The organism is Caulobacter sp. (assembly GCF_039596335.1).
In the GTDB taxonomy this organism is placed as follows: Bacteria; Pseudomonadota; Alphaproteobacteria; order Caulobacterales; family Caulobacteraceae; genus Caulobacter.
This window is the reverse complement of sequence record NZ_JBCNJZ010000001.1, coordinates 704,246-727,732: the sequence shown is the minus strand read 5'-3', so window position 1 is coordinate 727,732 and position 23,487 is coordinate 704,246. Positions and strand designations below refer to the sequence as shown.

The following is a 23,487-nucleotide window of genomic DNA, read 5'->3' as shown; positions in this document are numbered from 1 at the left end:
TCGGTTGGGATGGGGAGTCCGCGATGCGGGCGGCTGGGAAGCGTAGCGTTCTGTGTCTGGCGGCCATGGCCCTGGCCGTGAGCTTCGCGTCGTCGGTCTGTGCGGCCGGCAAGCAGGCCAAGGCTGCTTCAGAAAAACCCCAGATGTCTTTCCGCGTGAAGCCGGAGGCCGCGCGTCCTCTCGACCTCTCACCCAACACCACTGGCTTCGCCGCCCGCGACCTCGACGCGTTCGAAGGCGACCTGGCCGGCTTTGACCTGTCGCCGGCCGCCGTCGCCGGCGATGTCCGTCTGCTCGATTCCGACCGCTACTATGCCGGCGCTGGCCCGGTGACCTGGCGCTCCAACGCCATCGTGCGCCAGGCCCAGGCGGGCGGACCGATCGACGCCGTGCGCGTCTCGGTGGCCGGGTCGGCGCCGACCGCTGCTTTCGCGCCCCTGACCCTGCAGCGCCCAGACGCCTATGAGGTGCGCGAGGTCGATGTCACCGTCCTGCGCGGCTGGCCCTCGGCCGTGTCGTTGGCTGGCCGCAAGTACGCCCTGGACGTCACCCCGCACGCTGGTGTGGGCTTTGGCGGGGCCGGCGGCTCGGCCGAGGCCGGCGCTACCCTGCGCCTGGGCAAGAAAAAGAACATGGGCGACCGGGTGACCGACGCCCTGGGCGTGCGCGAGGGCGACGAAGCTTTCGGCGATCGCGGGCGCTGGTACATCTTCGCCGCCGCCAGCGGCCGGGCTGTCGGCTTCAACATGCTGCGCGGCCAGAACGGCGACTGGAACCGGGCGGGCCTATCGCAGGACGTGACCAGCCAGCTGATCGGCGACAGCCAGGCGGGCGTGGCCTGGCGCAAGGGGCCGATGCAGGCCTCGCTGGGCTATATCCACCGCGAAATCCGCGCCAAGGAAGGCATCATGGGCCTGGCCACGCAAAAGGACGACGTGGTGGCCCTGTCATTCAGCCTGAAACCGCACTGGTAAAGGGGTTTCGGGCTATTAGGCTTGTGTTTCGGGCCGCTTTCATGCAGCAAGCCACGGTCCCTTTCCTGAACCCAGCGATGTCATGAGCGAGAGCGAGCCCCCGCGCCGCAAGACCTTGAGCCTCAAGAGCCCGGTTGCCGCCCCCGGTGGGCCGCCGCCGCTCGAGCGCATGGTCAAGCCGGCCGGCCGCACCGTTTTCATCGCGCCGTCGGCTGCAGCGGCTCCGCCGCCCCCGCCGCCGGCCCCGGTCGTCGGCGACTGGAAGTGCAAGCCGTGCGGCACGCGCTTCGATCCTCCGACCGATCTGCCCGACGAGGAATCGGTGCGCTGCCCTTCGTGCAACGCCCGCCTCGGCCTGGCGTCCGATTTCCGCAGCGACCCGCCGAACCTAGCCAAGCTGCGCGCGCGGTGGCTGAAGAAGGCCTAGGCTCGCCCCGTCAGCCGCCGCCACAGCGACGGCTTTCCGCCTGAGGACCCCTCGGGCGGCGGTGCGCCGACCCGGGCGATGCAGTGCTCGCGCAAGGTCCGCAGGCGCTGAGCCTCCGCACGATAGTCGCTCGCGTCCCTGTTCGAGCCCAGCGTGCCGGCCTCGATGCGGCTGGCCGAGTTCTCGCTGTCGTCGGCCCAGCGCGCTAGGGTGGCGATCAGCTCGCGCACGGCCTCGGGATCATCCTCGGCCAGGGCGTCGGTGATCAGCACGGCATTGTCCAGGCGATTGGCGCGGGCCGCCGTGGCCGCGGCGATGCCGCTGGGCGTGGCCCCGCGCGCCAGGAAGTCCGCCAGCAGGTCAGGCGGCGTCTGGCTGACGCCGTTGGTCGCGGCGTTGGTCACGTCGACGCCTTGGGCGGCCAGCCAGCGGGCCGCCTCGATCTGGCCGTGGACCAAGGCGTGGTCCAGGCTGTTGCCGCCGCCGCCGAACGCCTCGTTCAGATCGCAGCCCGCGGCGACCAGGCGCTGGAAGAGTGGGATGTCCCCGGCCGCCGAGGCGGCCTGCAACGCCAGGCGGCGCGCGCGCGGGACGACCGCCAGCCGGCCCATGTCCAGCGCCGCGCGCCAGTCGACCGTCGCCGACCGCGCCAGGGCCTTCAGCCGCTCGCCCTCGACGGGATCGGTCTGGGCGATGTCCTCGACCGCCCGCCACATCTCCTGGCCGGCGTCGTAGTCCTTAGGGCCCAGGGTGGCGGGATCCTTCTCCAGGTCCAGCATCCGGAAGAGGGCGGGGACGTCGTCGGCGATGCGGGCGACCGACGATTCGTGCAGCCGCAGCGTCCAGGCCGGTGGCAGGCCCTGGGCGTAGACGATCACGCTGCCGTAGTCGGGCCCCGGCCGGGTGCAGACATAGAGCCGCTCCAGATATTCGAAGCCGCCGAACGGCAGGTAAGGCAGCTTGCCCGACCAAGTCTCGCCGCGCTCGTCGGCGGCCTCCTCGGCCATCTCCGCCTCGCGCTCGATCCAGCCCCACAGGTCGTTGTAGCCGTCGCTGCCGGGATAGAAGAGTTCGGTAAACGAGCAGGAATGCACGAAGTCGCCGAAGGTGACGCTGAGGCTGTAGTCCAGCCGACCGCCGAACGAGAGCTTCCACAGCGCCAGCAGGCCCGGCGGGATGGGGCCCTCGCAGCGGGCCTCCACGGCGGCGATCTCGGCGTCGGTGATCGGCGGCCGCGCCTCCAGGATCAGCCGATCCTCGAAGACGGCCACGTTGTGTGGGTGGTCGCTCAACGCCTCAAGGCTCCGCCGGCGCCTCGGCGCTGATCGGCGGGGGCTCGTCGCGGATGATCACGCCGGTGCCCACGGTCGGCGACAGCGCCAGCGGCTTCTTGAACAGGCCACGCCACAGGCTCTGCTCTTCGACGGCGCTGGTCCACACCGCGCCGTCCAGGGCCTGCTGGAAGCCGGCGTCATAGATGCGGCGCATCAGGTCGGTCTCGAACTTCAACAGGTTCATGCCCTCGAAGCTGTTGGGGATCGAGGCCACGCTGAGCGGCAGGTTGTGACGCGAGCAGAAGCCCGCGGCCAGGCTCAGGGCCTGGCGATACGAGAACCGCAGCATAGCGTCGAAGCTGCGGGCCATGATCGAGGCCACGCCGGGCGGAGTAGACTGGGTCGAGGGATCCAGCACGGTGTTCATGATCACGTGCACCCGGCCGCGGCGGAAGCGGGGGCCCAGGTTCCTCCAGTGCAGCAGGGCGTCAGGCATCAGGAACAATGGCGCGGCCACGCCGCCGTCGACGTGCATTTCCTGGTGCGGCTCGCCGTCGACCTCGACGTCGATCAGCTTGGGCGGGAAGATGCCGGGCACCGAGGACGAGGCGACCAGCAAGGTGCGGAACAGCTTCAGCGCCTCCTCGCCACCGCGTGTGGCGATCTCGCCCATGTCCCAGACCACGGCCCGCTGGCTGTCGAGATTGGTGGTGGCGATCAGCAGGCGGCGGCCCTTGTGGTGCTCGACGGCGACGGCCTCGACCATCTCCATGTCGACGAAGGTGTCGACCAGGGCATCGAGCGACTCGCCCTTGAAAATGCTGGGACCCAGAGCCGGTCCCAGGCGACGCAGGCTGAGCAGCTCGGCCGCGTGACCGCCGACATAGGCGTCGGTCAAACGGTCATCCCAGGCCGAACCAAGGAAGGCGAGGGGCGCGATTAACGCGCCGGTGGACACCCCGGTGACGATGGCGAAGTCGGGGCGACGGCCCGCCTTGCTCAGGCCGGCCAGCACGCCGGCGCCATAGCAGCCGCCCGCCGCGCCGCCCGACAGCGCCAAGATGTTGAACTCGTCACGGCCGATCAGGGAGCGCAGCGGCGCCAGGCGGTCGGCGGCCTGCTTGAGGGCGTCGTCGGCCTGATCGACCGACAGTCGCACGCCCGGGAAGCCGACGGCTTCCACGTGGCGGTCCGAGGCCGGCGCGGTCAGGCGCTTGCCCTTCAGCGGGTCAGCAGTGATCCAGTCGCGGAACAGGCCTTGGAAATTTGCCTTGCCAGAAGGGTCCTTGTCCAAGCGCGGTTCTCCGAACGTCAGTGAGAGCTGGCCAGCACCACGCCCACCAGGACGGCCGCGTAGTGCAGACCGGCGCCGCCGATCACATGGCCGTGCCAGATGGCGCGGCGGAACTTCAGGCGACGCATCAGGTAGAAGATGGTTCCGGTCGAATAGACCACCCCGCCGATGGCCAGCAACAGCAGGGCCACCCATGACAGGCCGTCGATCATCGGCTTGATGGCCACCAGGACCAGCCAGCCCAGGGCGAGGTACAGGCCGACCCAGAAGCGCTTGTCCAGGCCGGGCAGGAACAGCTTGGCCAGCACGCCGATGGTGGCCACGGTCCAGACCGCCGAGGTCATGCCGATGGCCCACCAGCCGGTCAGGTTCTGGGTGGTGAAGGGGGTGTAGGAGGCGGCGATCATCACGAAGATGCCGGCGTGGTCGAAGCGGCGCAGCAGGGGCCGCCAGCGGGCCTTGGCGAAGTTGTAGGCGGTCGACAGCGACAGCATCAGGATCAGGCCCACGGTGTAGACGCTGACCGCGGCGACCTGCTGCAGGTCGCCCATGCCGAACGCCAGGCCCAGCAGGATGCCGCCGCCCAGCAGGGCGCAGGCCAGGCCTGCCAGATGCACGATCAGGTCGGCGCACTTGGCCCCTGCGGTGGGGTAGTGCGTCGCGACTTCCGCAACAGCGATCTCGGTGGTGGTGGTCGTCGTCATGGCCCCGCCCAATCGGTGCAATTACGTCCGAACGATCAGTTCGTTCCGCTCATATAAGCGTTGATCATCGTGTCGGCGAAAGGGCGGTTCGGCCACGATCGCGGGAAAAGAATCAGGGCTGATCCGGTCGCGGACGGTTCTTCCATTCGGCCGCCGTCTGGCCCCAGATGTTGATCTTTGAAGCTTCGTGGGGCGCGGGCAGCTGGCCCGGTCCGCGATTGGTCGCGCCCAGGCGCTGTGCGACCCGCTCCGACGGCGTGTTTTCCGGATCGATGCAGTGAATGACCTCGGTCCAGCCCAGGTGCTCGAACGCCCAGTCGATGGTCGCCTCGGACGCCTCGACCGCATAGCCCTTCCCCTGGGCGGACGGGTGCAGGCCCCAGCCGATCTCGGTCCCCGGCCAGCCTTCCGGCTCCCACGGCCCGACGCGGCCTAGCCAGAGGCCGCTGGCCTTGTCGATCACCGAGAACATGCCAAACCTCTTGAGCGCCCACGATCCGGCCATGCTGGCCATCCCACGCCAGGCGACGGCGCGGGGCTGAGCGCCGCCGATGAAGCGGGCCGCGACCGGATCGGCCATCAGCTCGGCCCAGCGGTCCAGATCCGCCTGCGCTGTCGGACGCAGAACCAAGCGCGCCGTCTCCAGCGTCGGCCCCGGTGCGATCGCCATGATGGTCCCCTCCCGTCGTTGTCGTTGTCCTAGGCCACGCACCCCGCCATGCCTTCGCGGCGCACCGTGCCCGAGGCGCGGCCGATCTTCTTGGAGCGCCCGGCCACGTACTTGCCCGGCTTGATCACCTTCCACTTCAGCGGACTGGGCAGGATGGCCGCCAGGCGCGAGGCCTGGGCCTGGGTCAGCTTGTCGGCCCCGACGCCGAAATAGCGCTGAGCCGCCGTCTCGGCCCCGTAGATGCCCGGGCCGAACTCGATGGAGTTCAGATAGACCTCCATGATCCGCTTCTTGCCCCATCCGATCTCGATCAGCACCGTGAACCAGGCCTCCAGCCCCTTGCGGACGTAGCTGCGTCCCGGCCACAGGAAGACGTTCTTGGCCGTCTGCTGGCTGATGGTCGAGCCGCCGCGGATCTTCTTGCCGGCCTCGTTGTTGGCATAGGCCTTCTGCAGGGCGTTGAAGTCGAAGCCGTGGTGCTCGCAGAACCGGGCGTCCTCGGCGGCGATCAGGGCGCGCGGCAGGGCCGGGGCGACGTCGTCGATGCCTCGCCAGCGATGGTCCAGCCCTTTGCCCTCGACCGCCCGGATCACCATCAGCGGCGTCACCGGCGGCGGTACGAAGCGGAAGATCAGCACCGCCACGATCGGTCCGGCCACCAGCACGATGAACAGGCCCAGGAAGATATTACGCAAAAGCCGCCGCACTTAACGCCCCCGAAGTCCTCTTGTCTTGACGCAGCGGACGGATGCTACCCAAGCGCATCGTCCCTGTCTTGGGATAGGTTTGAGGAGCTTCTGGATGGACGTGATCGACGCCGTCAACCGCCGCCTGTCGGTGCGCGCCTTCAAGCCTGATCCGGTCGACGGGGCGCTGGTGCGCGAGCTGCTGGAAGCCGCCGCGCGCGCCCCATCCGGCGGCAATCTCCAGCCCTGGCGGGTGCAGGTCGTGGCCGGCGCGCCGCTGGACGCGCTGAAGGCCGACATGCTCAAGCGCGCGGCCTCGCCCGACGAGCCGGCCTATGACGTCTATCCGGCCAATCTCTGGGAGCCGCTGCGCAGCCGTCGCTTCCAGGTGGGCGAGGACATGTACGGGGCGCTGGGCATCCCGCGCGAGGACAAGCTGCAGCGCCTGCAGTGGTTCGCAAACAACGGCCAGGGCTTCGGCGCGCCGGTGCAGCTGTTCTTCTCGATCGACCGCCGCTGCGGCCCGCCGCAGTGGAGCGACGTCGGCATGCTGATGCAGACCTTCATGCTGCTGGCGGTCGAGCGCGGTCTCGACACCTGCCCGCAGGAGTTCTGGTCGCACTACCACAAGCTGGTCGACAGCCATGTCGGCCTGCCCGAGGGGCATATGTTGTTCTCGGGCATGGCCCTGGGCTATCGCGACGCCGACGCCCCGGTGAACAACTTCCGCAGCCGCCGCGCCCCGTTCGAGGAGTGGGCGGAGCTGAAGGGGTTCTAGGCGGTCTTAACCGGCGAACTCGCGAGGGCCGCTGATGTCGGGGATCGCGATGACCCCAGCCTCGCCGCTCTCGTCGCCCCAGGCCATCCACTTGCCGTCGGCGCTGGTGGCCAGGGCGCTGATCGGCGCGCCGCGTTCGGTCTTCAGGGTCTCGATGCGGCCGTTGCGCAGGTGGGCGATCCAGATGCGGCCGTTGTCCTGGGCCGAGACGCACACCGGGTGCTGATCGATGCCGGCCACGCGCACGATCATCGAATCACGATTGAAGCCGATCTCGGCGGCTTCCTTGCCCATCGGGCCGTTGGCGCCGGCGAACGGCCAGATCACCGCGCCGCTGGCGCCGGCCGTGGTCAAGAGATTGCCCTTGTCGAAGAAGGCCATGCTCTTGATCTTGGACGGGTAGCCGCCCATCCGCATGTCCTTGCTGTCCGACAGGCGCCAGCCGTGCAGCTGGTTGTCCTGCATCGACGAGATCAGGAACTTGCCGTCGGGGCTGAACGCCACGCCGGTGTGGCTGCCGGCCCACTTCAGCGCGGTCGGCTTCTGGTCGGCGATCCGCGCGTACCAGAGATAGGCGCCGCCATAGGCGGCCGTGGCCAGGCGGCGGCCCTTGGGCTCGAACGCCAGGCCCGACACCGTGCGCTCGTGCGTGAAGATGCGCTCGAACTTCGCGTCGGCGACGTCACGGACATGGACGTCCTTGCCGGCCGTGAAGGCGATCAGGCCCGAGGCGGCGCTGGTGGCGATGTGCTCGATCCACTTGTTCTTCAGCTCGGCGATCACGGTGGCGACGACCTCACCGCCCTCGATTCGCGACCAGACGACCTTGCCGTCGTCGCCGCCCGTGACGACGCCCGCGCCGCTGGGATGGACCGCAGCGCTCAGAACCGCGCCACCCATGGGCCCGCCGTGGGCCTCGACCGTGACGAATCCGTCCTCGGTCTGGAAGCGGACGGTGCCGTCGCCCAGCGCGAAGGCCGCGCGGCCGGAGCGGTCGAACAGGGCGTCGGTGACGAAGGCGTCGAAAGAAAAGATCATGCGCGCGAGATAAGGCGCCGAGCCCTTTACGGCCAGACTCTTTCCGAAAGGCCCATTGATCGGCCAGTTTCGCGTCGTGGGCGAACGAAGAGGGCGCTTGCTGCCGCTTCGAACGGCGTTCGGCAAAAAAGACTCGAAAAGGGGTTGCTATTGCAACGCGTCGTCGGGCTTTACTTCCGCGCCCGTCTACGCCAGACGTGGCGTAGGTAACGACATTTCAGGCGCGCCCCAAGCGGTGCGACCTTCTGGGAGACAGTCAGGCTATGGCGGCTAAACTTGCTGGCGGCGGCGGTGGCCGTTATTCGCTGGGCCAGAATTCCGAAATCAACGTCACGCCCTTCGTGGACATTCTGCTGGTTCTGCTGATCATCTTCATGGTCGCCGTGCCGATGGCCGTGACCTCGATCAAGATCGACCTGCCGCCGGCCTCGGCCGTGCCGCAAACGACGAAGCCGAAGGAACCGGTCTTCATCTCGATCCAAAAGTCGGGCGCGATCTTCATCGCTGAAAAGCAAACCAGCCTCGACGGCCTGGAAGCCGACCTGAACGCCAAGTTCGAGTCGACCGGTCAAGCCGGCCCGAAGGACGACCAGCGCGTCATGATCCGCGCCGACGCCGACGTGCCGTACGCCGACTTCATGGGCGTGCTGAACCAACTGCAGACCACTGGCTGGTTCAAGGTTGGTCTGATCAACGAAGACATCCACTAAGGGCTTCGGCACTAAGGATCGTCCTCGGCGACAGCCAAGAACACGAAGCCCCGGAGCGAAAGCTCCGGGGCTTTTTGTTTGTCGCGGCTCCAAAGGGCAGCTTCGCCGTGGCGCGTTTCTTGCTTGGTCCTGACCGTCCCTTCACGGCGGAGGCCTGGCGAATGACGACGATCAACAGCAGCGCGCTTATCCAACAGACGCAGCAGAAGCCCTTTGGCGCGGTAGGCGCTGCGCCGGCCCGTACGGCCGACGCCGGCGCGCGCTCGGCCAGCGACTTCGCCAAGATCTTCGAGGCGCTGAACGGCGAGCAGGACGGCAAGATCGGCCGGGCAGAAACCGCCGCCACGCCGTCTCCGGCCCAGGGCCCGTGGGAGACGGTGCGGACGCAAGGCGAGACGGCGGCGTCGCAGGCGCGCGACCTGGGCGGCGCACGTCCCAAGACGTCCGCCGAACCCACGCTGATGGACATGACCCAGACGCTGTCGACCCGTCTGATGGCCCAGATTCTGGGCGGCCTGGACGCGGCCGCCGCCTAAAGCATTTTCCGATCCCAACGGATCGGTGAAATGCTCCAGGTCTTTGATGAGAGGGCGAGGGGGCTTTAAGCCGCCGTCGCCTCGAAGCCCGCGCGCAGCTCGGCCTCGTCCAGATCGCGGCCGATGAACACCATGCGGCTGTAGCGCTTGTCCTTGTCGGTCCACTCGCGCTGGAAGTCGCCTTCCAGGATCATGTGCACCGCCTGGAAGACGAGACGCTTGTTCTCGCCCTTCACGTCGATGATGCCCTTGGCGCGCAGGATGTCGGGGCCGCGCTTGGCCAGCAGCTCGTTGAGCCAGACGGTGATCTTCTGGCCGTCGACGGGCTTGTCCAGCGTCAGGGAGATGCCCTTCACGCCGTCGTCGTGCACGTCGCTCTTGTGGCCGTGCCCATGGTCGTGCCCGTGGTGATGGTGGTCGTGACCGCAGTGCTCGTCGTGCACGTGGTCGTGGTCATGATGGTGGTGACCATGATCGTGGCCGCAGTGTTCGTCGTGGACGTGGCCCGGCTCGCCGTGGGCCGGGTTCAGGAACTCCGGCTCCAGCTCGGTGATGCGGTCCAGGTCGAAGCTGTGCTTGCCGATGATGGCGTCCAGCGGAACGTTCGAGCGCTGGGCGCGGTGGATCGGGGCCAGCGGGTTGATGCGGCGGATGCGGGCCTCGACGTGACGCAGGTCGTCTTCCGAGACCAGGTCGGTCTTGTTCAGCACGATCTGGTCGGCGAAGGCGATCTGCTCGACCGCTTCCTTGCTGTCGCCCAGGCGCAGCATGATGTGCTTGGCGTCGACCACGGCGGTGACCGAGTCCAGCGTCGTGCGGGCCTTGACGTCGTCGTCGACGAAGAAGGTCTGGGCCACCGGGCCCGGATCGGCCAGGCCGGTCGTCTCGACGACGATGGCGTCGAAGCCGCCCTTGCGCTTCATCAGGCCCTGGAGGACGCGGATCAGGTCGCCGCGCACCGTGCAGCAGACACAGCCGTTGTTCATCTCGAACACTTCCTCGTCGGCGCCGACCACCAGGTCGTTGTCGATGCCGACTTCGCCGAACTCGTTGACGATCACGGCGTAGCGCTTGCCGTGCTCCTCGGTGAGGATGCGGTTCAAGAGCGTGGTCTTGCCGGCGCCGAGATAGCCGGTCAGCACGGTGACGGGGATCTTGCCGGGAGCGGGAGCAGCTTGGGTCATGGCCGCTATTTAGGAGCCTAAGCGCCCCAGCGGAAGCGCCTTACGTCTTCAGAAAAGCAACAGCCAGGCCGACCAGGATCAGGGCGCCGCCCAGGATGGTCTCCTCGTAGCGCTCGACCCAGTGCAGGCCCAGGCGCTTAAAGCCGGCCAGGGACAGGCTGGTGAAGATCAGCATGCCCGCGGCGGTGGCGGCCATCAGCACGCCGCTGAGCAGGACGAAGGCCTGCCAGCCGTGCTCCATGCCCGCCAGATAGTAAGGCAGGAAGGCTTCGCATGGCGACAGGGTCAGCAGGGTGACCAGGGCGACGATCGCCGCCCTATCAGACGTGTAGGTCCGCCGTCCGGCGTCGGGCACGGCGTGGTTATGCCGGCCGCGTACGATGTAATAGAGGCCGACGGCGACCATCAGCCCGCCAACGATCCAGTGGAACAGGCCGCCCAGGGCCGGCTGCAGGGCCAGGCCCGCCACCACCAGGGCCAGGCCCAAGGCGATGGTTAGGGCCACGTGGCCCAGGCCCGCCAGCAGGGTCACGCCCAGGGTCCGACCCGTCGACCACTTCTGCGCCCGTCCGACCAGCACGAAAGGCAGCCAATGCGTGGGCAGGGCCGCGTGCAGGAAGGCCACGGCGAAACCCGTGGCGGCGATGGAGGCGAAGAAGGAGTTCACGCTCGTCCCTATAGCGTGTTACAAGATAACGAGCCAGGAGACTCCTGCGATCGGTTTGCTTCAAAACGTTCCAGACGGTGAAGCGCATGGATCAACGGAATCCTCCGTCCTGGCGTTGACTCTCGGGTCTTGGGCTGTATAAGTCCGCCCCTCTTCGCCCGCCGGGTTTCCGAGCGGGCGTTCCCTATTTTGCGAACGCACGTTTTTAAGGCGCTAAACCTATGTACGCGGTGATCAAAACCGGCGGCAAGCAGTACCGGGTTCAAGCCGGCGACCTGCTGGTTGTCGAAAAGCTCGAAGGTGAACCCGGCGCTGCCGTGGCCTTTGGTGAAGTCCTGATGCTTGGCGAAGGCGAGGCCGTGACGGTCGGCGCCCCCACCGTGGACGGCGCTGTCGTCTCCGGCACCCTCATCGAAACCCGCAAGGGTGAGAAGGTGAAGATCTTCAAGAAGATCCGTCGCCAGGGCTATCGCCGCACCCGCGGCCATCGTCAGCTCGAATCCGTCGTGCGCGTCACGTCGGTCGTCGGCGCTGGCCTGGAAGCCAAGTGGGAAGGTTCGATCGACCTGACCCCGAAGGTCATCCTGGACGCCCGCGCTCGTGGCCTCGGCGACGCCGCCGTGCCGTTCTCGATCCCGGCTGCTTCGACCGAAGCCGCTCCGGCTCCGAAGAAGGCCAAGGCTCCGAAGGCTGCTGACGCCGCCGCCGAGCCGGCCGCTGAAGCCGCCCCGAAGAAGAAGGCCGCCCCTAAGAAGGCTGCCGCCAAGACGGAGGAAGGCGAAGCCTAAGGGCGACGCCTTCTAAGGTAGGAGAGCACAATGGCTCACAAGAAATCTGGCGGCTCGTCGAGCAACGGTCGCGACTCAGAATCGAAGCGCCTTGGCGTGAAGAAGTTCGGCGGCGAGAAGGTTCTCGCTGGCAACATCCTCGTGCGTCAACGCGGCACGAAGTTCTATCCGGGCGCCGGCGTCGGCATCGGTAAGGACCACACCCTGTTCGCCCTCGTTCAGGGCGCCGTGGGCTTCGTGACCAAGAAGCATGACCGCACGTACGTGACGGTCACTCCGGCCGCGCAACCGGCCGAGTAAGCACGAACCAGAGTTTTTCGGATCGTGCTTCATCTCTGAAGACGATCCGGACAGGCGATCTCTAGCGGGGAGTCCGGAACGCCGGGCTCCCCGCTTTTGTTTGTCTCGCCGCCTATCGGACCTGAGTCTGAAACAAATTGGCCATGGCGGCGTCACGGCTCCCGATCAAAGAGGGGCCGGAAGAACTCTGGGAGGCGCCGATGTGCGTCATCGAAGAAAGACCCGTCATCGAAACCCAGCGGTTGACGCTGCGTGTTCCGGCCAAGGCCGACGTCGAACGCGTGGCGGCCTTCTGCGTCGACCATGACGTCGCGCGCATGACCACGCGCATGCCCTCGCCCTACACACGCGCCCATGCCGAGGACTTCGTGGTCCGCTGCGGTACGCAGGATCGCGCCCGCGACAACACCTTCGCCATCGAGCTGGCCGAGGAAGGCCTGATCGGGGTCTTGGGCATGTTCACCACGGCCGAGGATCAGGTCGAGCTGGGCTACTGGATCGGCCGGCCCTACTGGGGGCGCGGCTATGCCAGCGAGGCGACCAAGGCGGCGCTGGACTGGGCCCGGGCGACCTGGCGCAAGCGCTATGTCGTGGCCGGCCACTTCGCCGACAACGAGGCCTCGGGCCGCGTCCTGGTCAAGGCCGGCTTCCTCTATACGGGCGTTGTCGAGCACAAGCCGTCGATCGCGCGTGGCGAGAGCGCGGCGACCCGGATGATGGTGTGGCTGGCGTAAAAAGCTGTCATCCCGGCCAAGCGCGCAGCGCGCCGAGCCGGGACCGCCGGAAGCTCTGAGTTTGTTGCGGTCCCGGCTCTCCGCTTCGCTGCGGCCGGGATGACAACCTTCTCTAAGCCGCCCGGTGGGTGTGGATCACCTTCTGCGGACCTTCGCGGAAGCGCTTCTCGGCGGTGATGATCCGCTCGCACAGGGCGTCCAGGTCGCTCAGCAGCGAGTAGGTGGCGTAGATGGGGATCTCCATCATCGCCACCTGCGCGCGGGGCATGAACTCGGTGTACTTCTTCCAGGCCGTGTGGCTGTCGCGAGCGTTCAGCGCGCGCTGACCCAGCGGATTCCACAGGTTCAGGTCCATCAGCTCGTCCCGGCACTGCTTCATCACCGGCAGGGCGATGTACAGGAACAGGAACGTCGGCGTGGCGGCGCGGCCGAACTGCGGCTGCACCTGCAGGTGCCAGATGCGGTAGGCCTCGAAGAAGCCGGCCTTGCGGGCCGGATCCGGCGGCAGCCACGAGGCGCTTTCGTTGATGAGGTCGGCGACCACGCTGGAGCGCTTGACCAGGTCGTCGGCGGTCGTGCCGCTGGGCATGGTCCGTGACAGGGCGCCCACCGGAATGGCCAGGCGCTTGGCGACGTCGGTATAGGCCACCTGCTTGCCGGCCATCGGCGTCCACTGGCCGAACGACGGGGCGTTGGGCGCGCTGGCGCGTTTGACGGCCGCGGTCTTGTGCATGACCAGCTGTTCTTCGCGCTGTTGCTCGGCGCGCAGGCGGTCGAATTCGATCTCGTGGGCGGCCCGCTCGTCGTCGGTCATCCATCTGGCCCGGCCCGGGCCGTAGGTGTGCTCGAAACGGTTCAGCAGGACCAGGCTGTGGTCCGTCGAGGGCCGCCCGCCCAGCTCACCCAGGAACGTCTTGAACTCGCGCCATTGCGGGGCCAGGCCCGTGCCGCGCGCGATCAGGATATTGCGGTGAACAGAGGCTTCGGCGCTGTACTTGCGGTGCAGCTCGGCCGTCGACAGGTCGCGGAGATCCTTGGCCAGACTCTGGTCGACCACTACTTCGCTCGTCAAAGTTCAGCCTCCCGTCGTTGGAGCAAGGAACCGGCGGGTCCCGCCAGGACTCTTTGTCGCACCGGTAGTTTTAACATTTCGTCACGCTGAAGAACGTCGGTCATCCTTTCCGAGTACGTAACCACGTGGCCAAGCGTCACAGTACAGGCGCGCCGGAGGGGCCTCCGGGGCGTTTTGGCTCGACGCGCGGGACGCCTTGGGACAAAAGGAGCCCATGAAATTCCTGGACCAATGCAAGATCTATATCCGCTCCGGTAACGGTGGCGGCGGGTCGGTGTCGTTCCGCCGCGAGAAGTACATCGAGTACGGCGGCCCGGACGGCGGCGACGGCGGTCGCGGCGGCGACGTGTGGATCGAGGCCGTCGAAGGCCTCAACACCCTGATCGACTACCGCTACCAGCAGCACTTCAAGGCCGGCACGGGCGTGCACGGCATGGGTCGCGCGCGCCACGGCGCCGCCGGCGAGGACGTGCTGCTGAAGGTGCCGGTGGGCACCGAGATCCTTGAGGAAGACAAGGAAACCCTGATCGCCGACCTAGACCACGTGGGCGCGCGCCTGCTGCTGGCCAAGGGCGGCAACGGCGGCTGGGGCAACCTGCACTTCAAGGGTCCGGTGAACCAGGCGCCGAAATATGCGAACCCCGGCCAGGAGGGCGAGGAACGCTGGATCTGGATGCGGCTGAAGCTGATCGCCGACGTCGGCCTGGTCGGCCTGCCCAACGCCGGCAAGTCGACCTTCCTGGCGGCCGCCAGCGCCGCCAAGCCGAAGATCGCCGACTATCCCTTCACCACCCTGACCCCGAACCTGGGCGTCGTGGACCTGTCGAGCAGCGAGCGCTTCGTGATCGCCGACATTCCCGGCCTGATCGAGGGCGCGTCGGAAGGCGCGGGTCTGGGCACCCGCTTCCTGGGCCACGTCGAGCGGTCGGCCACGCTGATCCACCTGATCGACGGCACCCAGGACGACATTGCCGGCGCCTATGAGACCATCCGCGGCGAGCTGGAAGCCTATGGCGAGGACCTGGCCGACAAGGCCGAGATCCTGGCCCTGAACAAGATCGACGCCCTCGACGAGGAGACCCTCGCCGAGAAGGTCGCCGAGCTGGAGGCGATCGCCGGGACCAAGCCGTTCCTGGTGTCGGGCGTGTCGGGCCAGGGCGTCACCGAGCTGCTGCGCGCCGCCTATCGCCAGGTGCGCATCCGCAAGGGCGACCTCGAGGACGATATCGACGACGAAGACGAGGACTATGTCGAGGAGACCCCCGGGGGCTGGACGCCGTGAGCCACGGGGGGGCGCAGGTTTTCGACAAGGCTCGGCGGATCGTCTTCAAGGTCGGTTCGGCCCTGCTGGTCGACGCGCAGACCGGGGCAGCCAACCGCGCCTGGCTTGAGGCCTTCTGCGCCGACGCTGCGGCCCTGCGTGCGGCCGGCAAGCAGGTGCTGGTGGTCTCGTCGGGCGCCGTCGCCCTGGGCCGCCGCCGCCTGGGCCTGGTCGGCCGCAAGACCACCTTGCCCGAGAAGCAGGCCGCCGCCGCCGCGGGCCAGAGCCTGCTGATGCGCGCCTGGGAAGAGGCGTTCGAGCCGCATGGCGTCGGCGTCGCCCAGATCCTGCTGACCCGCGACGACACCGAGATGCGCCGCCGCTGGCTGAACGCCCGCGCCACCACCGAGACCCTGATGGGCCTGGGCGTGGTGCCGGTGGTCAACGAGAACGACACGGTCGTCACCGAAGAGATCCGCTACGGCGACAATGACCGCCTGGCCGCGCGCGTGGCGCAGATGGCCGGCGCCGATCTCCTGGTGCTGCTGTCGGACATCGACGGCCTCTACACCGCTGACCCGCGCAAGAACCCCGCCGCCGCCCACATCCCGCTGGTGACCGAGATCACCCCCGAGATCGCCGGCATGGCCGAGGGCGCCAATGCCGCGGCCGGCGTCGGCACCGGCGGCATGGCCACCAAGATCGCCGCCGCCCGCATCGCCCGCGCCGCCGGCTGCGCCACCCTGATCACCCTGGGCTCGCGCCCGCGTCCGCTGGCCGCCCTTTCTGAAGGCGCCAAGGCCACCCTGATCGAGGCCGCCGCCTCGCCCGCCGCCGCCTACAAGGCCTGGATCGCCGGCTCGCTGGCCCCGCAGGGCTGGGTGACGGTCGACGCCGGCGCCGCCAAGGCCCTCGCGTCCGGCAAAAGCCTGCTGTCGGCGGGCGTCCGCGCCATTGAGGGGCCGTTCGAGAAGGGCGACGCCGTCCGCGTGCGCGACGAGACCGGGCAGGAAGTCGCCCGCGGCATCGTCCGCTACGACAGCGCCGACGCCCAGCGCATCGCCGGCCTGCGCTCCGACGCCATCGAGGCCGAGCTGGGCTTCACCGAAGGCCCGATGATCCACGCCGACGACCTGGCCGTCGCGAACTAAGGCACGAGTACCATGGCCTACCGTTCCCTCCGCGAGTTCATCGACGTTCTGGAGGCTAAGGGCGAGCTCGTCCGGGTCACCGAACCGGTCTCCAGCGTGCTGGAAATGACCGAGATCCAGACGCGCCTCCTGGCCACTGGCGGTCCGGCCGTGCTGTTCGAACATGTCCTGCTGCCCGACGGCACGCGCTCGGAAATGCCGGCCCTGGCCAACCTGTTCGGCACGGTCAAGCGCGTGGCCATGGGCGTCACCCTGGGCGGCGAACCGCGCGAGACAGCGGGCGAGCTGCGCGAGGTCGGCGAGTTGCTGGCCTTCCTGCGTCAGCCCCAGCCGCCCAAGGGCCTGAAAGACGCCATCGACATGCTGCCCCTGGCCAAGACGGTCATGAGCATGCGTCCCGGGACGGTGAAGAAGGCCCCCGTGCAGGAGGTCGTCCTGACCGGCGACCAGATCGACCTCTCCAAGCTGCCGGTCCAGACCTGCTGGCCGGGCGAGCCCGCGCCGCTGATCACCTGGCCTCTGGTCGTCACCAAGGGCCCCGGCAAGGACCGCGAGGACGACTTCAACCTCGGCATCTACCGGATGCAGGTGCTGTCCAAGGACAAGTGCATCATGCGCTGGCTGGCCCATCGCGGCGGGGCCCAGCACTACGCCCGCCACAAGAAGGCCGGCAACAAGGAGCCGCTGCCGGCCTGCGCCGTGCTGGGCGCGGATCCCGGCACCATCCTGGCGGCCGTGACGCCGGTGCCCGACACCCTGTCGGAATATCAGTTCGCCGGCCTGTTGCGCGGGGCCAAGGTCGATCTGGTCCCGGCCAAGACTGTGCCGCTGATGGTCCCGGCCCATGCCGAGATCGTCATCGAGGGCCACGTCCTGCTCGATGAGTTCGAGGACGAGGGCCCCTACGGCGACCACACCGGCTATTACAACAGCGTCGAGAAGTTCCCGGTCTTCCAGGTGACGGCGATCACCATGCGCAAGGACCCGATCTATCTGACCACCTTCACCGGCCGTCCGCCGGACGAGCCCTCGGTGCTGGGCGAGGCGCTGAACGAGGTGTTCATCCCGCTGATCCGCCAGCAGTTCCCCGAGATCGTCGACTTCTGGCTGCCGCCCGAGGGCTGCAGCTACCGCATCGCCGTCGTGTCGATGAAGAAGGCCTATCCCGGCCACGCCAAGCGCGTGATGCTGGGCGTCTGGAGCTATCTGCGCCAGTTCATGTACACCAAGTGGGTGATCGTCGTGGACCACGACATCAACGCCCGCGACTGGAATGACGTGATGTGGGCGATCAGCACCAAGATGGACCCGGCGCGGGACATCACGGTGATCGAGCACACGCCCATCGACTATCTGGACTTCGCGTCCCCTGAGAGCGGCCTCGGCTCCAAGATCGGTCTGGACGCCACCGACAAGTGGCCGCCCGAGACCAAGCGCGAATGGGGCGAGGAGATCCGCATGGACCAGGGCGTGATCGACGCGGTCAGCGAAAAGTGGTCGCGCCTGGGCCTGCCCGGCGACGGGACGCCGATCTGGAAGAAATAACCCGAGGAGAGGAGGCCGTCAGGCCTCCTCAGCCCAGGCCTTGATCAGCTGATGGGCGATGGCCAGGGGCGGGGGGGCGAACAGGCCTTCCAGTTCGCCTTTCAGCAGCTGGACAGCCTCTTCCTTGCTGAACCAGCGCACAGCTTCCAGCTCGGTCTGGTCGGGCGCGGCGTCGGCGCTGTCGACGTCGGCGATCAGGCCCATCATCAGCGACGAGGGCCATGGCCACGGCTGGCTGGAGTGGTAGCGGACGGCGGTGGCGGTCAGGCCGGCCTCTTCCTTCAACTCGCGGGCGCAGGCTTCCTCGATGGTCTCGCCCGGCTCCAGGAAGCCGGCCAGCGCCGAGTACATGCCCTCAGGCCAGGCCGCCTGGCGGCCCAGCAGGCACTTGCCCTCGTGGACCCCCAGCATGATCACCACCGGATCGGTGCGCGGGAAGTGCTCGGCCTCGCACGAGGGGCAGACGCGCTTCCAGCCGCCGTCGGCGACATTGGTCTGCTGGCCGCAGGCGCTGCACCAGCGGTGACGACGGCGCCATTCGAACATTGACTTGGCGGTGGCCAGGATGCCGGCGTCGGCCGGCGGCATGGTTGCGGCCGCGCCGCGCAGCTCCTCGAAGCGGCCCAGGCCCTGCAGCGGGCCCTCGGCCGGATCGCCGGTGGTGTCGATGTCGACGGCGAAGACCGCGATGTCCTTCCAGAGGCCGAGGAACAGCAGGCGCTCGGCGCCGCCGGCCAGGTCCTGGGCCATGTCGGCGCGCAGATAGGCGATCTGGACGCCATTCGGCTGGCCGTCCTCGCCGGGCATGTCCTCGACCAGCGGCTTGCCGTTCCACAGCGCCACGGCCAGGGATTCGGCGTCGGCCAGCTTCTCGGCCAGCCAGGATTCGTCGCCTCGCCGCTCGCTGGCGCGGTTCAGCGGGTTGCCGGCGAAGGTGTTGGTGATGATCGACAAGGGCATGATGGAACCTCTAGCGCGGCTCTGATCGCTCGTCACGACGTCGCATCAACGTCATGCATCTTGCATCCTTCGTCCGGAGTCGCGATATAGGCCTCGGAGATCGGCGCGGACGGAAGCCTCGCCAACCTGGTCAGGGCCGAGAGGCAGCAGCCACAACGAGATCACCTCTGGGTCGCTGTCCGGTCTCCACCTTCCCCTAAAATCAGCGAAATCTGTCAGCAGATGCACGGTCCACTCGGACCGGGTCTTTTGCCGCGCCCTTCGCCCCACTACACTCCGCCGCATGGCCGACCACGACGACCTTTCTGATTCCGCGCCGCCGTGGGACGAGGCTCCCGCCGAGCGCGACGAGAACACCGCCGACATCTTCGGCGAGGCGCCCGCGCCTGCGCCTGCGCCCGTCGCTGAAGAGTCGCGCCCGGTCGTCCAGGATCCGCCGCCCGAGACCCCCAATGGTTCTGGCGACGCCTATACCGTGCTGGCGCGGAAGTACCGCCCGCGCACCTTCGAGGACCTGATCGGCCAGGAGGCCATGGTCCGCACCCTGGCCAACGCGTTCTCGACCGGCCGCATCGCCCACGCCTTCATGCTGACCGGCGTCCGCGGGGTCGGCAAGACCACGACCGCGCGCCTGTTGGCCCGCGCGCTCAACTATGAGACTGACACCGTCAAGGGCCCGTCGGTCGACCTGACCACCGAAGGCTACCACTGCCGCGCCATCATCGAGGGCCGGCACATGGACGTGCTGGAACTCGACGCCGCCTCGCGCACCAAGGTCGACGAGATGCGCGAACTCCTAGACGGGGTGCGCTACGCCCCGGTCGAGGCGCGCTACAAAGTCTACATCATCGACGAAGTGCACATGCTGTCGACGGCGGCGTTCAACGCCCTGCTGAAGACGCTGGAAGAGCCCCCGCCGCACGCCAAGTTCATCTTCGCCACCACCGAGATCCGCAAGGTTCCGGTGACGATCCTGTCGCGTACCCAGCGCTTCGACCTGCGCCGGGTCGAGCCGGACGTGCTGGTCAAGCACTTCGACCGGATCTCGGCCAAGGAAGGCGCGCGGATCGAGACCGACGCCCTGGCCTTGATCGCCCGCGCGGCCGAGGGCTCGGTGCGCGACGGCCTGTCGCTGCTGGACCAGGCCATCGTCCAGACCGATCGCGGCGCGACCGTCACCGCCGCCGTGGTCCGCGACATGCTGGGCCTGGCCGATCGCGGCCAGACCATCGCCCTCTTCGAAAACGTCATGGCCGGCAAGACCAAGGACGCGCTGGAAGGCTTCCGGGCCCTGTGGGGCTTTGGCGCCGACCCCGGCGTGGTCATGCTGGACGTGCTGGACCACTGCCACGCCTCGGCGGTGTCCAAGGCGCTGGGCCCAGACGCCCTGTCGTTGCCCAAGGAACAGGCCGCCCGCTTGGCCGCCATCGGCGCCCACACCTCGGCCGGCACCCTGTCGCGCCTGTGGCAGATGCTGCTGAAGGCCCATGAGGAGGTGCGCCGCGCGCCCGACGCCATGGCCGCGGCCGAGATGGCCCTGATCCGCCTGTGCTACGCCGCCGACCTGCCGGGTCCGGAAGAGGCGCTGAAGGCCCTGCGCGACGGCGCCCCGATCGGCGGCGGCGGTCCTGGCGGCGGCGTCGCCGTGGGCGGCGGTGGAGGCGGCGGCGCCGTCTCGGCCCAGGCCCCGGTGATGATGGCCGCCCCGGGCGCCCAGGCCATGCCGGTGGTCGCTTCGTTCGACGACGTCATGGCCCTGATCGCCGCCAAGCGCGACATCGGTCTGCGCCTGGACGCCGAGCAATATATCCGCCCGATCAGCTTCCGCCCCGGGGCCATCACCTTCGAGGCCGCGCCCGGCGCCCCCGGCAACCTGGCCGGCCGTCTGGTCCGTTTCCTGAAGGAGGCCACCGGCCAGCCCTGGCTGGTCGCGGCCGAGGGCGGCGGCGGGGCCGAAAGCCTGATGGAGCGCCAGAAACGCGAGGAGCGCGAGGCGCTGGAGGAGATCAAGAAGGATCCCTTCGTGTCCTCCGTGCTGTCGGCCTTCCCCGGCGCCGAGATCATCGAGATCCGCAAGCTCCTCACGCCTGAGACTCCGCCTCTGGAGCCGGACGAGGAAGAGGGCTGATCAGCCCTGCTGTTTTGACGTTGGAGTACTCAAGATGAAAGACCTCGGCGGCCTGATGAAGCAGGCGCAGGCCATGCAACAGAAGCTGCAGGACGCTCAGGCGCGCCTGGCGGAAAGCTCCGTCGAGGGCACCTCGGGCGGCGGCATGGTCACCGTCACCCTGATGGGCACCGGCGAGCTGGCCAAGGTGGTGCTGGACGAGAGCCTGATCGAGCCGGGCGAAGGCGAGGTCATCGCCGACCTGATCGTCGCCGCCCACGCCGACGCCAAGAAGAAGCTGGACGCCAAGCAGGCCCAGATGATGCAGGACGCCGCCGGTCCGATGGCGGGCCTGATGGGCGGCATGCCCGGGATGAAGTTCTAACCCTTTGGGAGCTTCCGCCGGACCCGAGATCGAGCGCCTGATCGCCCTGCTGTCCAAGCTGCCGGGGCTGGGACCGCGTTCGGGCCGGCGGGCGGCTCTGGCTCTGCTGAAGAAGCGAGACACATTGCTGGCGCCCCTGGCGTCGGCGATGGCCGAGGCGCAGGCCAAGGTCCGGACCTGCTCGACCTGCGGCTCGCTGGACGTCACCGACCCCTGCGCCGTCTGCGCCGACGGAACCCGCGACGTGCGCCTGCTGTGCGTGGTCGAGGAGGTCGGCTCGGTCTGGGCCATGGAGCGCGGCGGCTCGTTCAAGGGCTGCTACCACGTGCTGGGCGGACTGCTGTCGGCGCTGGACGGCGTGGGGCCGGAGAACCTTCGTATCGGTGAACTGGTCGCCCGGGTGGCCGATGGCGAGGTCTCCGAGGTGATCCTGGCCTTGCCCGCGACCGTCGACGGCCAGACGACCGCCCACTACATCGCCGACCGCCTGGCCCGCACCAATGTGCCGGTGACCATGCTGGCGCGCGGCGTCCCGGTCGGCGGCGACCTCGACTGGCTGGATGACGGCACCATCGCCCAGGCCTTGCGCGCCCGGCGCCCGGCCTGAGGAAATCTTTCAGCGAACTGCGGTCTCCCCGCTGACAGCCGCGCCGGGCCGTGGCAGCGTCTCACAGTCGCGCTTGGCGATCGTCGCCTGCGCGTTGAGGGACAGGTCCCATGAGCACTCCCGAAGACAAGGCCCCGGACGCCGAGGTCGAAGCCCCGCATGTCGCCAAGGTCGGCGTGGTCGACAAGGGTCATAACGTCACCGGCTTCGCCGGCGAGCCGATCAACGGCATGATTGCCGACCTCGCGGACGGCGACGACTGATCCGGACGTAGCGGCCGGGCCAGTGCGCTCGGCCGCCTTTCGCGCCCAGACGACTCCGGCTAAGAACGGAGCATGAACTTCTCCGACCCGTTCCTGATCCTGGCCATCGTCTTCGCCCTGGCCGCCATCGCCTGCGCCCTTTGGGCCGCCGCCGCCCAGCGCCGCGCCGCCCGCGCCGAGGCCCAGGCCTGGTTACTGAACGAGAAGGTCGCCCAGGCCGAGGAGCGTCATCGCCTGCTGGAGGACCAGAGCGCCACCCAGATCGAGCTGATCAAGGCCCAGGCCGCCCAGAGCGCCAACGCCATCGCCGAGCAGCTGATCAAGCGCGCCGACGAGAACGCCAAGAGCCGGGACAACCTGGCCCAGGCGCGCCTGGAGGCCCAGCTGAAGCCGGTGGCCGAAACCCTGGCCAAGTTCGAGGCCCAGGTCACCGCCGTCGAGAAGGCTCGCGCGGAAGAGACCGGCGGCCTCAAGGCCCAGATCGCCGCCCTGATGGAGGCCTCGACCGCCACCCAGGCCGAGGCCCGCAAGCTGTCGGCCGCCCTACGCCGCGGGGCTGGCGTGCAGGGGCGCTGGGGCGAGCAGACCCTGCGTAACGTGCTCGAGGCCGCGGGCCTTAACAGCCGCTTCGACTTCCAGGAGCAGTTCAGCGTCGACACCGAGGAGGGCCGCCGCCGTCCCGACGTCAAGGTCACTCTGCCGGGCGGCGGGGTGTTTGTGATCGACGCCAAATGCTCGCTGAACGCCTTCCTTGAGGCGCAAGAGGCCACCGACGACGCCTTGCGCGAAGCCGCCATGGCCCGCCATGCCGCCAGCGTACGCGCTCACATGCAGGGCCTGTCGTCCAAGGCCTATTGGGACCAGTTCTCCAGCGTCGGCTCGCCCGATTTCGTGGCGATGTTCGTGCCCGGCGACGGCTTCCTGGCCGCCGCGCTGGACCGCCTGCCCGACCTGATGGCCGAGGCCATGGAGCGTAAGGTCGTGCTGGTGACGCCAACGACCCTGTTCGCGCTGTGCAAGGCGGTCGCCTATGGCTGGAGAGCCGAGGACCAGGCCAAGAACGCGGCCCGCATCGTCGAGGTCGGTCGCGAGCTCTACAAGCGCGTCTCGGTCATGGGCGCCCACGCCGGGGCCATGGGCAAGGCGCTGGAGAGCGCGGTGGGCAAGTACAACCAGTTTGTCGGCTCGCTGGAGAGCCAGGTCCTGACCCAGGCGCGCCGCTTCGAGGAGCTGTCGGTCGACCACGAGGGCAAGAAGATCGACGAACCGGCGGCCATCGACCAGGGGGTTCGACCTCTCACCAAGTTGAACGCCGGGCTAGCGGCGGGACAATCTCCCACCTTGACGCTCGGAAATGACCCCACTACCTGAG

26 protein-coding genes and 1 other RNA gene are annotated in these 23,487 nt (G+C 68.4%); 17 read left to right on the top strand and 10 right to left on the bottom strand.

Annotated features, from left to right (window positions below):
- Window positions 1–23 precede the first annotated feature (23 nt).
- Together ABDW31_RS03570 and ABDW31_RS03565 are read left to right on the top strand one after the other, a co-directional pair.
- Entirely contained in the window at window positions 24–974 is a 951-nt protein-coding gene (locus ABDW31_RS03570) for a lipid A-modifier LpxR family protein (RefSeq protein WP_184715951.1), read from the top strand.
- Window positions 975–1,056: 82 nt separating this feature from the next.
- Entirely contained in the window at window positions 1,057–1,401 is a 345-nt protein-coding gene (locus ABDW31_RS03565) for a hypothetical protein (RefSeq protein ID WP_184715953.1), read from the top strand.
- On the opposite strand, the gene ABDW31_RS03560 is transcribed toward ABDW31_RS03565, so the two are convergent.
- The 5 genes from ABDW31_RS03560 to mtgA all read right to left on the bottom strand — a co-directional run bounded on the left by ABDW31_RS03560 (window position 1,398) and on the right by mtgA (window position 6,050).
- Window positions 1,398–2,693 carry an ankyrin repeat domain-containing protein gene (locus ABDW31_RS03560; RefSeq protein ID WP_184715955.1) on the bottom strand — a complete coding sequence of 432 codons (1,296 nt, stop codon included), beginning with the start codon at window positions 2,691–2,693 and terminating at the stop codon, window positions 1,398–1,400. The genes ABDW31_RS03565 and ABDW31_RS03560 overlap by 4 nt on opposite strands.
- A gap of 4 nt (window positions 2,694–2,697) precedes the next feature.
- Window positions 2,698–3,969, bottom strand: coding sequence for a patatin-like phospholipase family protein (locus tag ABDW31_RS03555; RefSeq protein ID WP_184715957.1), 1,272 nt, complete (start codon window positions 3,967–3,969; stop codon window positions 2,698–2,700).
- A gap of 17 nt (window positions 3,970–3,986) precedes the next feature.
- Entirely contained in the window at window positions 3,987–4,673 is a 687-nt protein-coding gene (locus tag ABDW31_RS03550; RefSeq protein ID WP_184715959.1) for a hemolysin III family protein, read from the bottom strand.
- Window positions 4,674–4,785: 112 nt separating this feature from the next.
- Window positions 4,786–5,343 carry a GNAT family N-acetyltransferase gene (locus tag ABDW31_RS03545; RefSeq protein ID WP_184715961.1) on the bottom strand — a complete coding sequence of 186 codons (558 nt, stop codon included), beginning with the start codon at window positions 5,341–5,343 and terminating at the stop codon, window positions 4,786–4,788.
- A gap of 29 nt (window positions 5,344–5,372) precedes the next feature.
- Window positions 5,373–6,050 carry a monofunctional biosynthetic peptidoglycan transglycosylase gene (mtgA, locus tag ABDW31_RS03540; protein WP_184715964.1) on the bottom strand — a complete coding sequence of 226 codons (678 nt, stop codon included), beginning with the start codon at window positions 6,048–6,050 and terminating at the stop codon, window positions 5,373–5,375.
- 94 nt (window positions 6,051–6,144) lie between these two features.
- Here mtgA and ABDW31_RS03535 point away from each other — a divergent pair, with 94 nt between their 5' ends.
- Complete coding sequence (locus ABDW31_RS03535; protein ID WP_184715965.1) at window positions 6,145–6,807, top strand: nitroreductase; 663 nt, start codon at window positions 6,145–6,147, stop codon at window positions 6,805–6,807.
- Between the two features lie 6 nt (window positions 6,808–6,813).
- Here ABDW31_RS03535 and ABDW31_RS03530 read toward each other — a convergent pair whose 3' ends face one another.
- Window positions 6,814–7,845 (bottom strand): WD40 repeat domain-containing protein, encoded by a 1,032-nt coding sequence (locus ABDW31_RS03530; RefSeq protein ID WP_184715967.1) that lies wholly within the window; start codon window positions 7,843–7,845, stop codon window positions 6,814–6,816.
- A gap of 263 nt (window positions 7,846–8,108) precedes the next feature.
- Here ABDW31_RS03530 and ABDW31_RS03525 point away from each other — a divergent pair, with 263 nt between their 5' ends.
- Together ABDW31_RS03525 and ABDW31_RS03520 are read left to right on the top strand one after the other, a co-directional pair.
- Window positions 8,109–8,555, top strand: a complete 447-nt coding sequence (locus ABDW31_RS03525) for a biopolymer transporter ExbD (protein ID WP_184715969.1) — start codon at window positions 8,109–8,111, stop codon at window positions 8,553–8,555.
- A gap of 161 nt (window positions 8,556–8,716) precedes the next feature.
- Window positions 8,717–9,091 carry a hypothetical protein gene (locus ABDW31_RS03520; protein ID WP_184715971.1) on the top strand — a complete coding sequence of 125 codons (375 nt, stop codon included), beginning with the start codon at window positions 8,717–8,719 and terminating at the stop codon, window positions 9,089–9,091.
- A gap of 65 nt (window positions 9,092–9,156) precedes the next feature.
- Here ABDW31_RS03520 and ABDW31_RS03515 read toward each other — a convergent pair whose 3' ends face one another.
- A complete protein-coding gene (locus ABDW31_RS03515) occupies window positions 9,157–10,275 on the bottom strand; it encodes a GTP-binding protein (protein ID WP_184715973.1) in 1,119 nt (372 codons plus the stop codon).
- Between the two features lie 40 nt (window positions 10,276–10,315).
- Window positions 10,316–10,942, bottom strand: a complete 627-nt coding sequence (locus ABDW31_RS03510; RefSeq protein WP_184715975.1) for a hypothetical protein — start codon at window positions 10,940–10,942, stop codon at window positions 10,316–10,318.
- A 221-nt stretch (window positions 10,943–11,163) separates the two neighbouring features.
- Between ABDW31_RS03510 and rplU the strand changes: the two genes are divergently transcribed.
- The 3 genes from rplU (at window position 11,164) to ABDW31_RS03495 (ending at window position 12,764) form a co-directional block, all read left to right on the top strand.
- A complete protein-coding gene (gene rplU, locus ABDW31_RS03505; protein ID WP_184715977.1) occupies window positions 11,164–11,730 on the top strand; it encodes a 50S ribosomal protein L21 in 567 nt (188 codons plus the stop codon).
- A gap of 30 nt (window positions 11,731–11,760) precedes the next feature.
- The gene (rpmA, locus tag ABDW31_RS03500) at window positions 11,761–12,030 is read left to right on the top strand and encodes a 50S ribosomal protein L27 (RefSeq protein WP_184715979.1); all 270 of its coding nucleotides are present in this window, start codon (window positions 11,761–11,763) and stop codon (window positions 12,028–12,030) included.
- Between the two features lie 200 nt (window positions 12,031–12,230).
- A complete protein-coding gene (locus ABDW31_RS03495) occupies window positions 12,231–12,764 on the top strand; it encodes a GNAT family N-acetyltransferase (RefSeq protein WP_184715981.1) in 534 nt (177 codons plus the stop codon).
- A 112-nt stretch (window positions 12,765–12,876) separates the two neighbouring features.
- On the opposite strand, the gene ABDW31_RS03490 is transcribed toward ABDW31_RS03495, so the two are convergent.
- Window positions 12,877–13,836, bottom strand: coding sequence for a hypothetical protein (locus tag ABDW31_RS03490; protein WP_184715983.1), 960 nt, complete (start codon window positions 13,834–13,836; stop codon window positions 12,877–12,879).
- Window positions 13,837–14,050: 214 nt separating this feature from the next.
- On the opposite strand from ABDW31_RS03490, the gene obgE reads away from it, so the two are divergent.
- Genes obgE through ABDW31_RS03475 form a run of 3 tightly spaced genes read left to right on the top strand, consistent with a single transcriptional unit; the run spans window position 14,051 to window position 17,793 of the window.
- Window positions 14,051–15,118 carry a GTPase ObgE gene (obgE, locus tag ABDW31_RS03485; RefSeq protein ID WP_184715985.1) on the top strand — a complete coding sequence of 356 codons (1,068 nt, stop codon included), beginning with the start codon at window positions 14,051–14,053 and terminating at the stop codon, window positions 15,116–15,118.
- Window positions 15,115–16,248 (top strand): glutamate 5-kinase, encoded by a 1,134-nt coding sequence (proB, locus tag ABDW31_RS03480; RefSeq protein ID WP_184715987.1) that lies wholly within the window; start codon window positions 15,115–15,117, stop codon window positions 16,246–16,248. The genes obgE and proB overlap by 4 nt, the downstream gene beginning before the upstream one ends.
- A gap of 12 nt (window positions 16,249–16,260) precedes the next feature.
- Window positions 16,261–17,793: a UbiD family decarboxylase gene (locus ABDW31_RS03475; protein ID WP_184715989.1), complete on the top strand. Its 1,533-nt coding sequence runs from the start codon at window positions 16,261–16,263 to the stop codon at window positions 17,791–17,793.
- A gap of 18 nt (window positions 17,794–17,811) precedes the next feature.
- Here ABDW31_RS03475 and nudC read toward each other — a convergent pair whose 3' ends face one another.
- A complete protein-coding gene (nudC, locus tag ABDW31_RS03470; RefSeq protein ID WP_184715991.1) occupies window positions 17,812–18,753 on the bottom strand; it encodes an NAD(+) diphosphatase in 942 nt (313 codons plus the stop codon).
- A gap of 94 nt (window positions 18,754–18,847) precedes the next feature.
- On the opposite strand from nudC, the gene ffs reads away from it, so the two are divergent.
- The 6 genes from ffs (at window position 18,848) to ABDW31_RS03440 (ending at window position 23,486) form a co-directional block, all read left to right on the top strand.
- Window positions 18,848–18,945: signal recognition particle sRNA small type (gene ffs / locus ABDW31_RS03465), an RNA gene on the top strand.
- A 91-nt stretch (window positions 18,946–19,036) separates the two neighbouring features.
- Window positions 19,037–20,881, top strand: a complete 1,845-nt coding sequence (locus tag ABDW31_RS03460; RefSeq protein WP_184715993.1) for a DNA polymerase III subunit gamma/tau — start codon at window positions 19,037–19,039, stop codon at window positions 20,879–20,881.
- Between the two features lie 34 nt (window positions 20,882–20,915).
- Window positions 20,916–21,245, top strand: coding sequence for a YbaB/EbfC family nucleoid-associated protein (locus ABDW31_RS03455; protein WP_184715995.1), 330 nt, complete (start codon window positions 20,916–20,918; stop codon window positions 21,243–21,245).
- 4 nt (window positions 21,246–21,249) lie between these two features.
- The gene (gene recR / locus ABDW31_RS03450) at window positions 21,250–21,852 is read left to right on the top strand and encodes a recombination mediator RecR (protein ID WP_184715997.1); all 603 of its coding nucleotides are present in this window, start codon (window positions 21,250–21,252) and stop codon (window positions 21,850–21,852) included.
- Window positions 21,853–21,962: 110 nt separating this feature from the next.
- Window positions 21,963–22,115, top strand: coding sequence for a hypothetical protein (locus ABDW31_RS03445; protein ID WP_184715999.1), 153 nt, complete (start codon window positions 21,963–21,965; stop codon window positions 22,113–22,115).
- A gap of 72 nt (window positions 22,116–22,187) precedes the next feature.
- The gene (locus ABDW31_RS03440; protein ID WP_184716001.1) at window positions 22,188–23,486 is read left to right on the top strand and encodes a DNA recombination protein RmuC; all 1,299 of its coding nucleotides are present in this window, start codon (window positions 22,188–22,190) and stop codon (window positions 23,484–23,486) included.
- The last annotated feature ends 1 nt before the right edge of the window (window position 23,487 follow it).

Bases quoted from the DNA above. Each gene is read 5' to 3' on its own strand.
- ABDW31_RS03550 (WP_184715959.1), bottom strand. From the start codon at position 4,673: ATGACGACGACCACCACCACCGAGATCGCTGTTGCGGAAGTCGCGACG.
- ABDW31_RS03525 (WP_184715969.1), top strand. From the start codon at position 8,109: ATGGCGGCTAAACTTGCTGGCGGCGGCGGTGGCCGTTATTCGCTGGGC.
- ABDW31_RS03570 (WP_184715951.1), top strand. From the start codon at position 24: ATGCGGGCGGCTGGGAAGCGTAGCGTTCTGTGTCTGGCGGCCATGGCC.
- ABDW31_RS03545 (WP_184715961.1), bottom strand. From the start codon at position 5,343: ATGGCGATCGCACCGGGGCCGACGCTGGAGACGGCGCGCTTGGTTCTG.
- nudC (WP_184715991.1), bottom strand. From the start codon at position 18,753: ATGCCCTTGTCGATCATCACCAACACCTTCGCCGGCAACCCGCTGAAC.
- ABDW31_RS03530 (WP_184715967.1), bottom strand. From the start codon at position 7,845: ATGATCTTTTCTTTCGACGCCTTCGTCACCGACGCCCTGTTCGACCGC.
- rplU (WP_184715977.1), top strand. From the start codon at position 11,164: ATGTACGCGGTGATCAAAACCGGCGGCAAGCAGTACCGGGTTCAAGCC.
- ABDW31_RS03455 (WP_184715995.1), top strand. From the start codon at position 20,916: ATGAAAGACCTCGGCGGCCTGATGAAGCAGGCGCAGGCCATGCAACAG.
- ABDW31_RS03535 (WP_184715965.1), top strand. From the start codon at position 6,145: ATGGACGTGATCGACGCCGTCAACCGCCGCCTGTCGGTGCGCGCCTTC.
- ABDW31_RS03565 (WP_184715953.1), top strand. From the start codon at position 1,057: ATGAGCGAGAGCGAGCCCCCGCGCCGCAAGACCTTGAGCCTCAAGAGC.
- ABDW31_RS03515 (WP_184715973.1), bottom strand. From the start codon at position 10,275: ATGACCCAAGCTGCTCCCGCTCCCGGCAAGATCCCCGTCACCGTGCTG.
- obgE (WP_184715985.1), top strand. From the start codon at position 14,051: ATGAAATTCCTGGACCAATGCAAGATCTATATCCGCTCCGGTAACGGT.
- rpmA (WP_184715979.1), top strand. From the start codon at position 11,761: ATGGCTCACAAGAAATCTGGCGGCTCGTCGAGCAACGGTCGCGACTCA.
- ABDW31_RS03475 (WP_184715989.1), top strand. From the start codon at position 16,261: ATGGCCTACCGTTCCCTCCGCGAGTTCATCGACGTTCTGGAGGCTAAG.
- ABDW31_RS03460 (WP_184715993.1), top strand. From the start codon at position 19,037: ATGGCCGACCACGACGACCTTTCTGATTCCGCGCCGCCGTGGGACGAG.
- ABDW31_RS03520 (WP_184715971.1), top strand. From the start codon at position 8,717: ATGACGACGATCAACAGCAGCGCGCTTATCCAACAGACGCAGCAGAAG.
- ABDW31_RS03495 (WP_184715981.1), top strand. From the start codon at position 12,231: ATGTGCGTCATCGAAGAAAGACCCGTCATCGAAACCCAGCGGTTGACG.
- ABDW31_RS03445 (WP_184715999.1), top strand. From the start codon at position 21,963: ATGAGCACTCCCGAAGACAAGGCCCCGGACGCCGAGGTCGAAGCCCCG.
- ABDW31_RS03440 (WP_184716001.1), top strand. From the start codon at position 22,188: ATGAACTTCTCCGACCCGTTCCTGATCCTGGCCATCGTCTTCGCCCTG.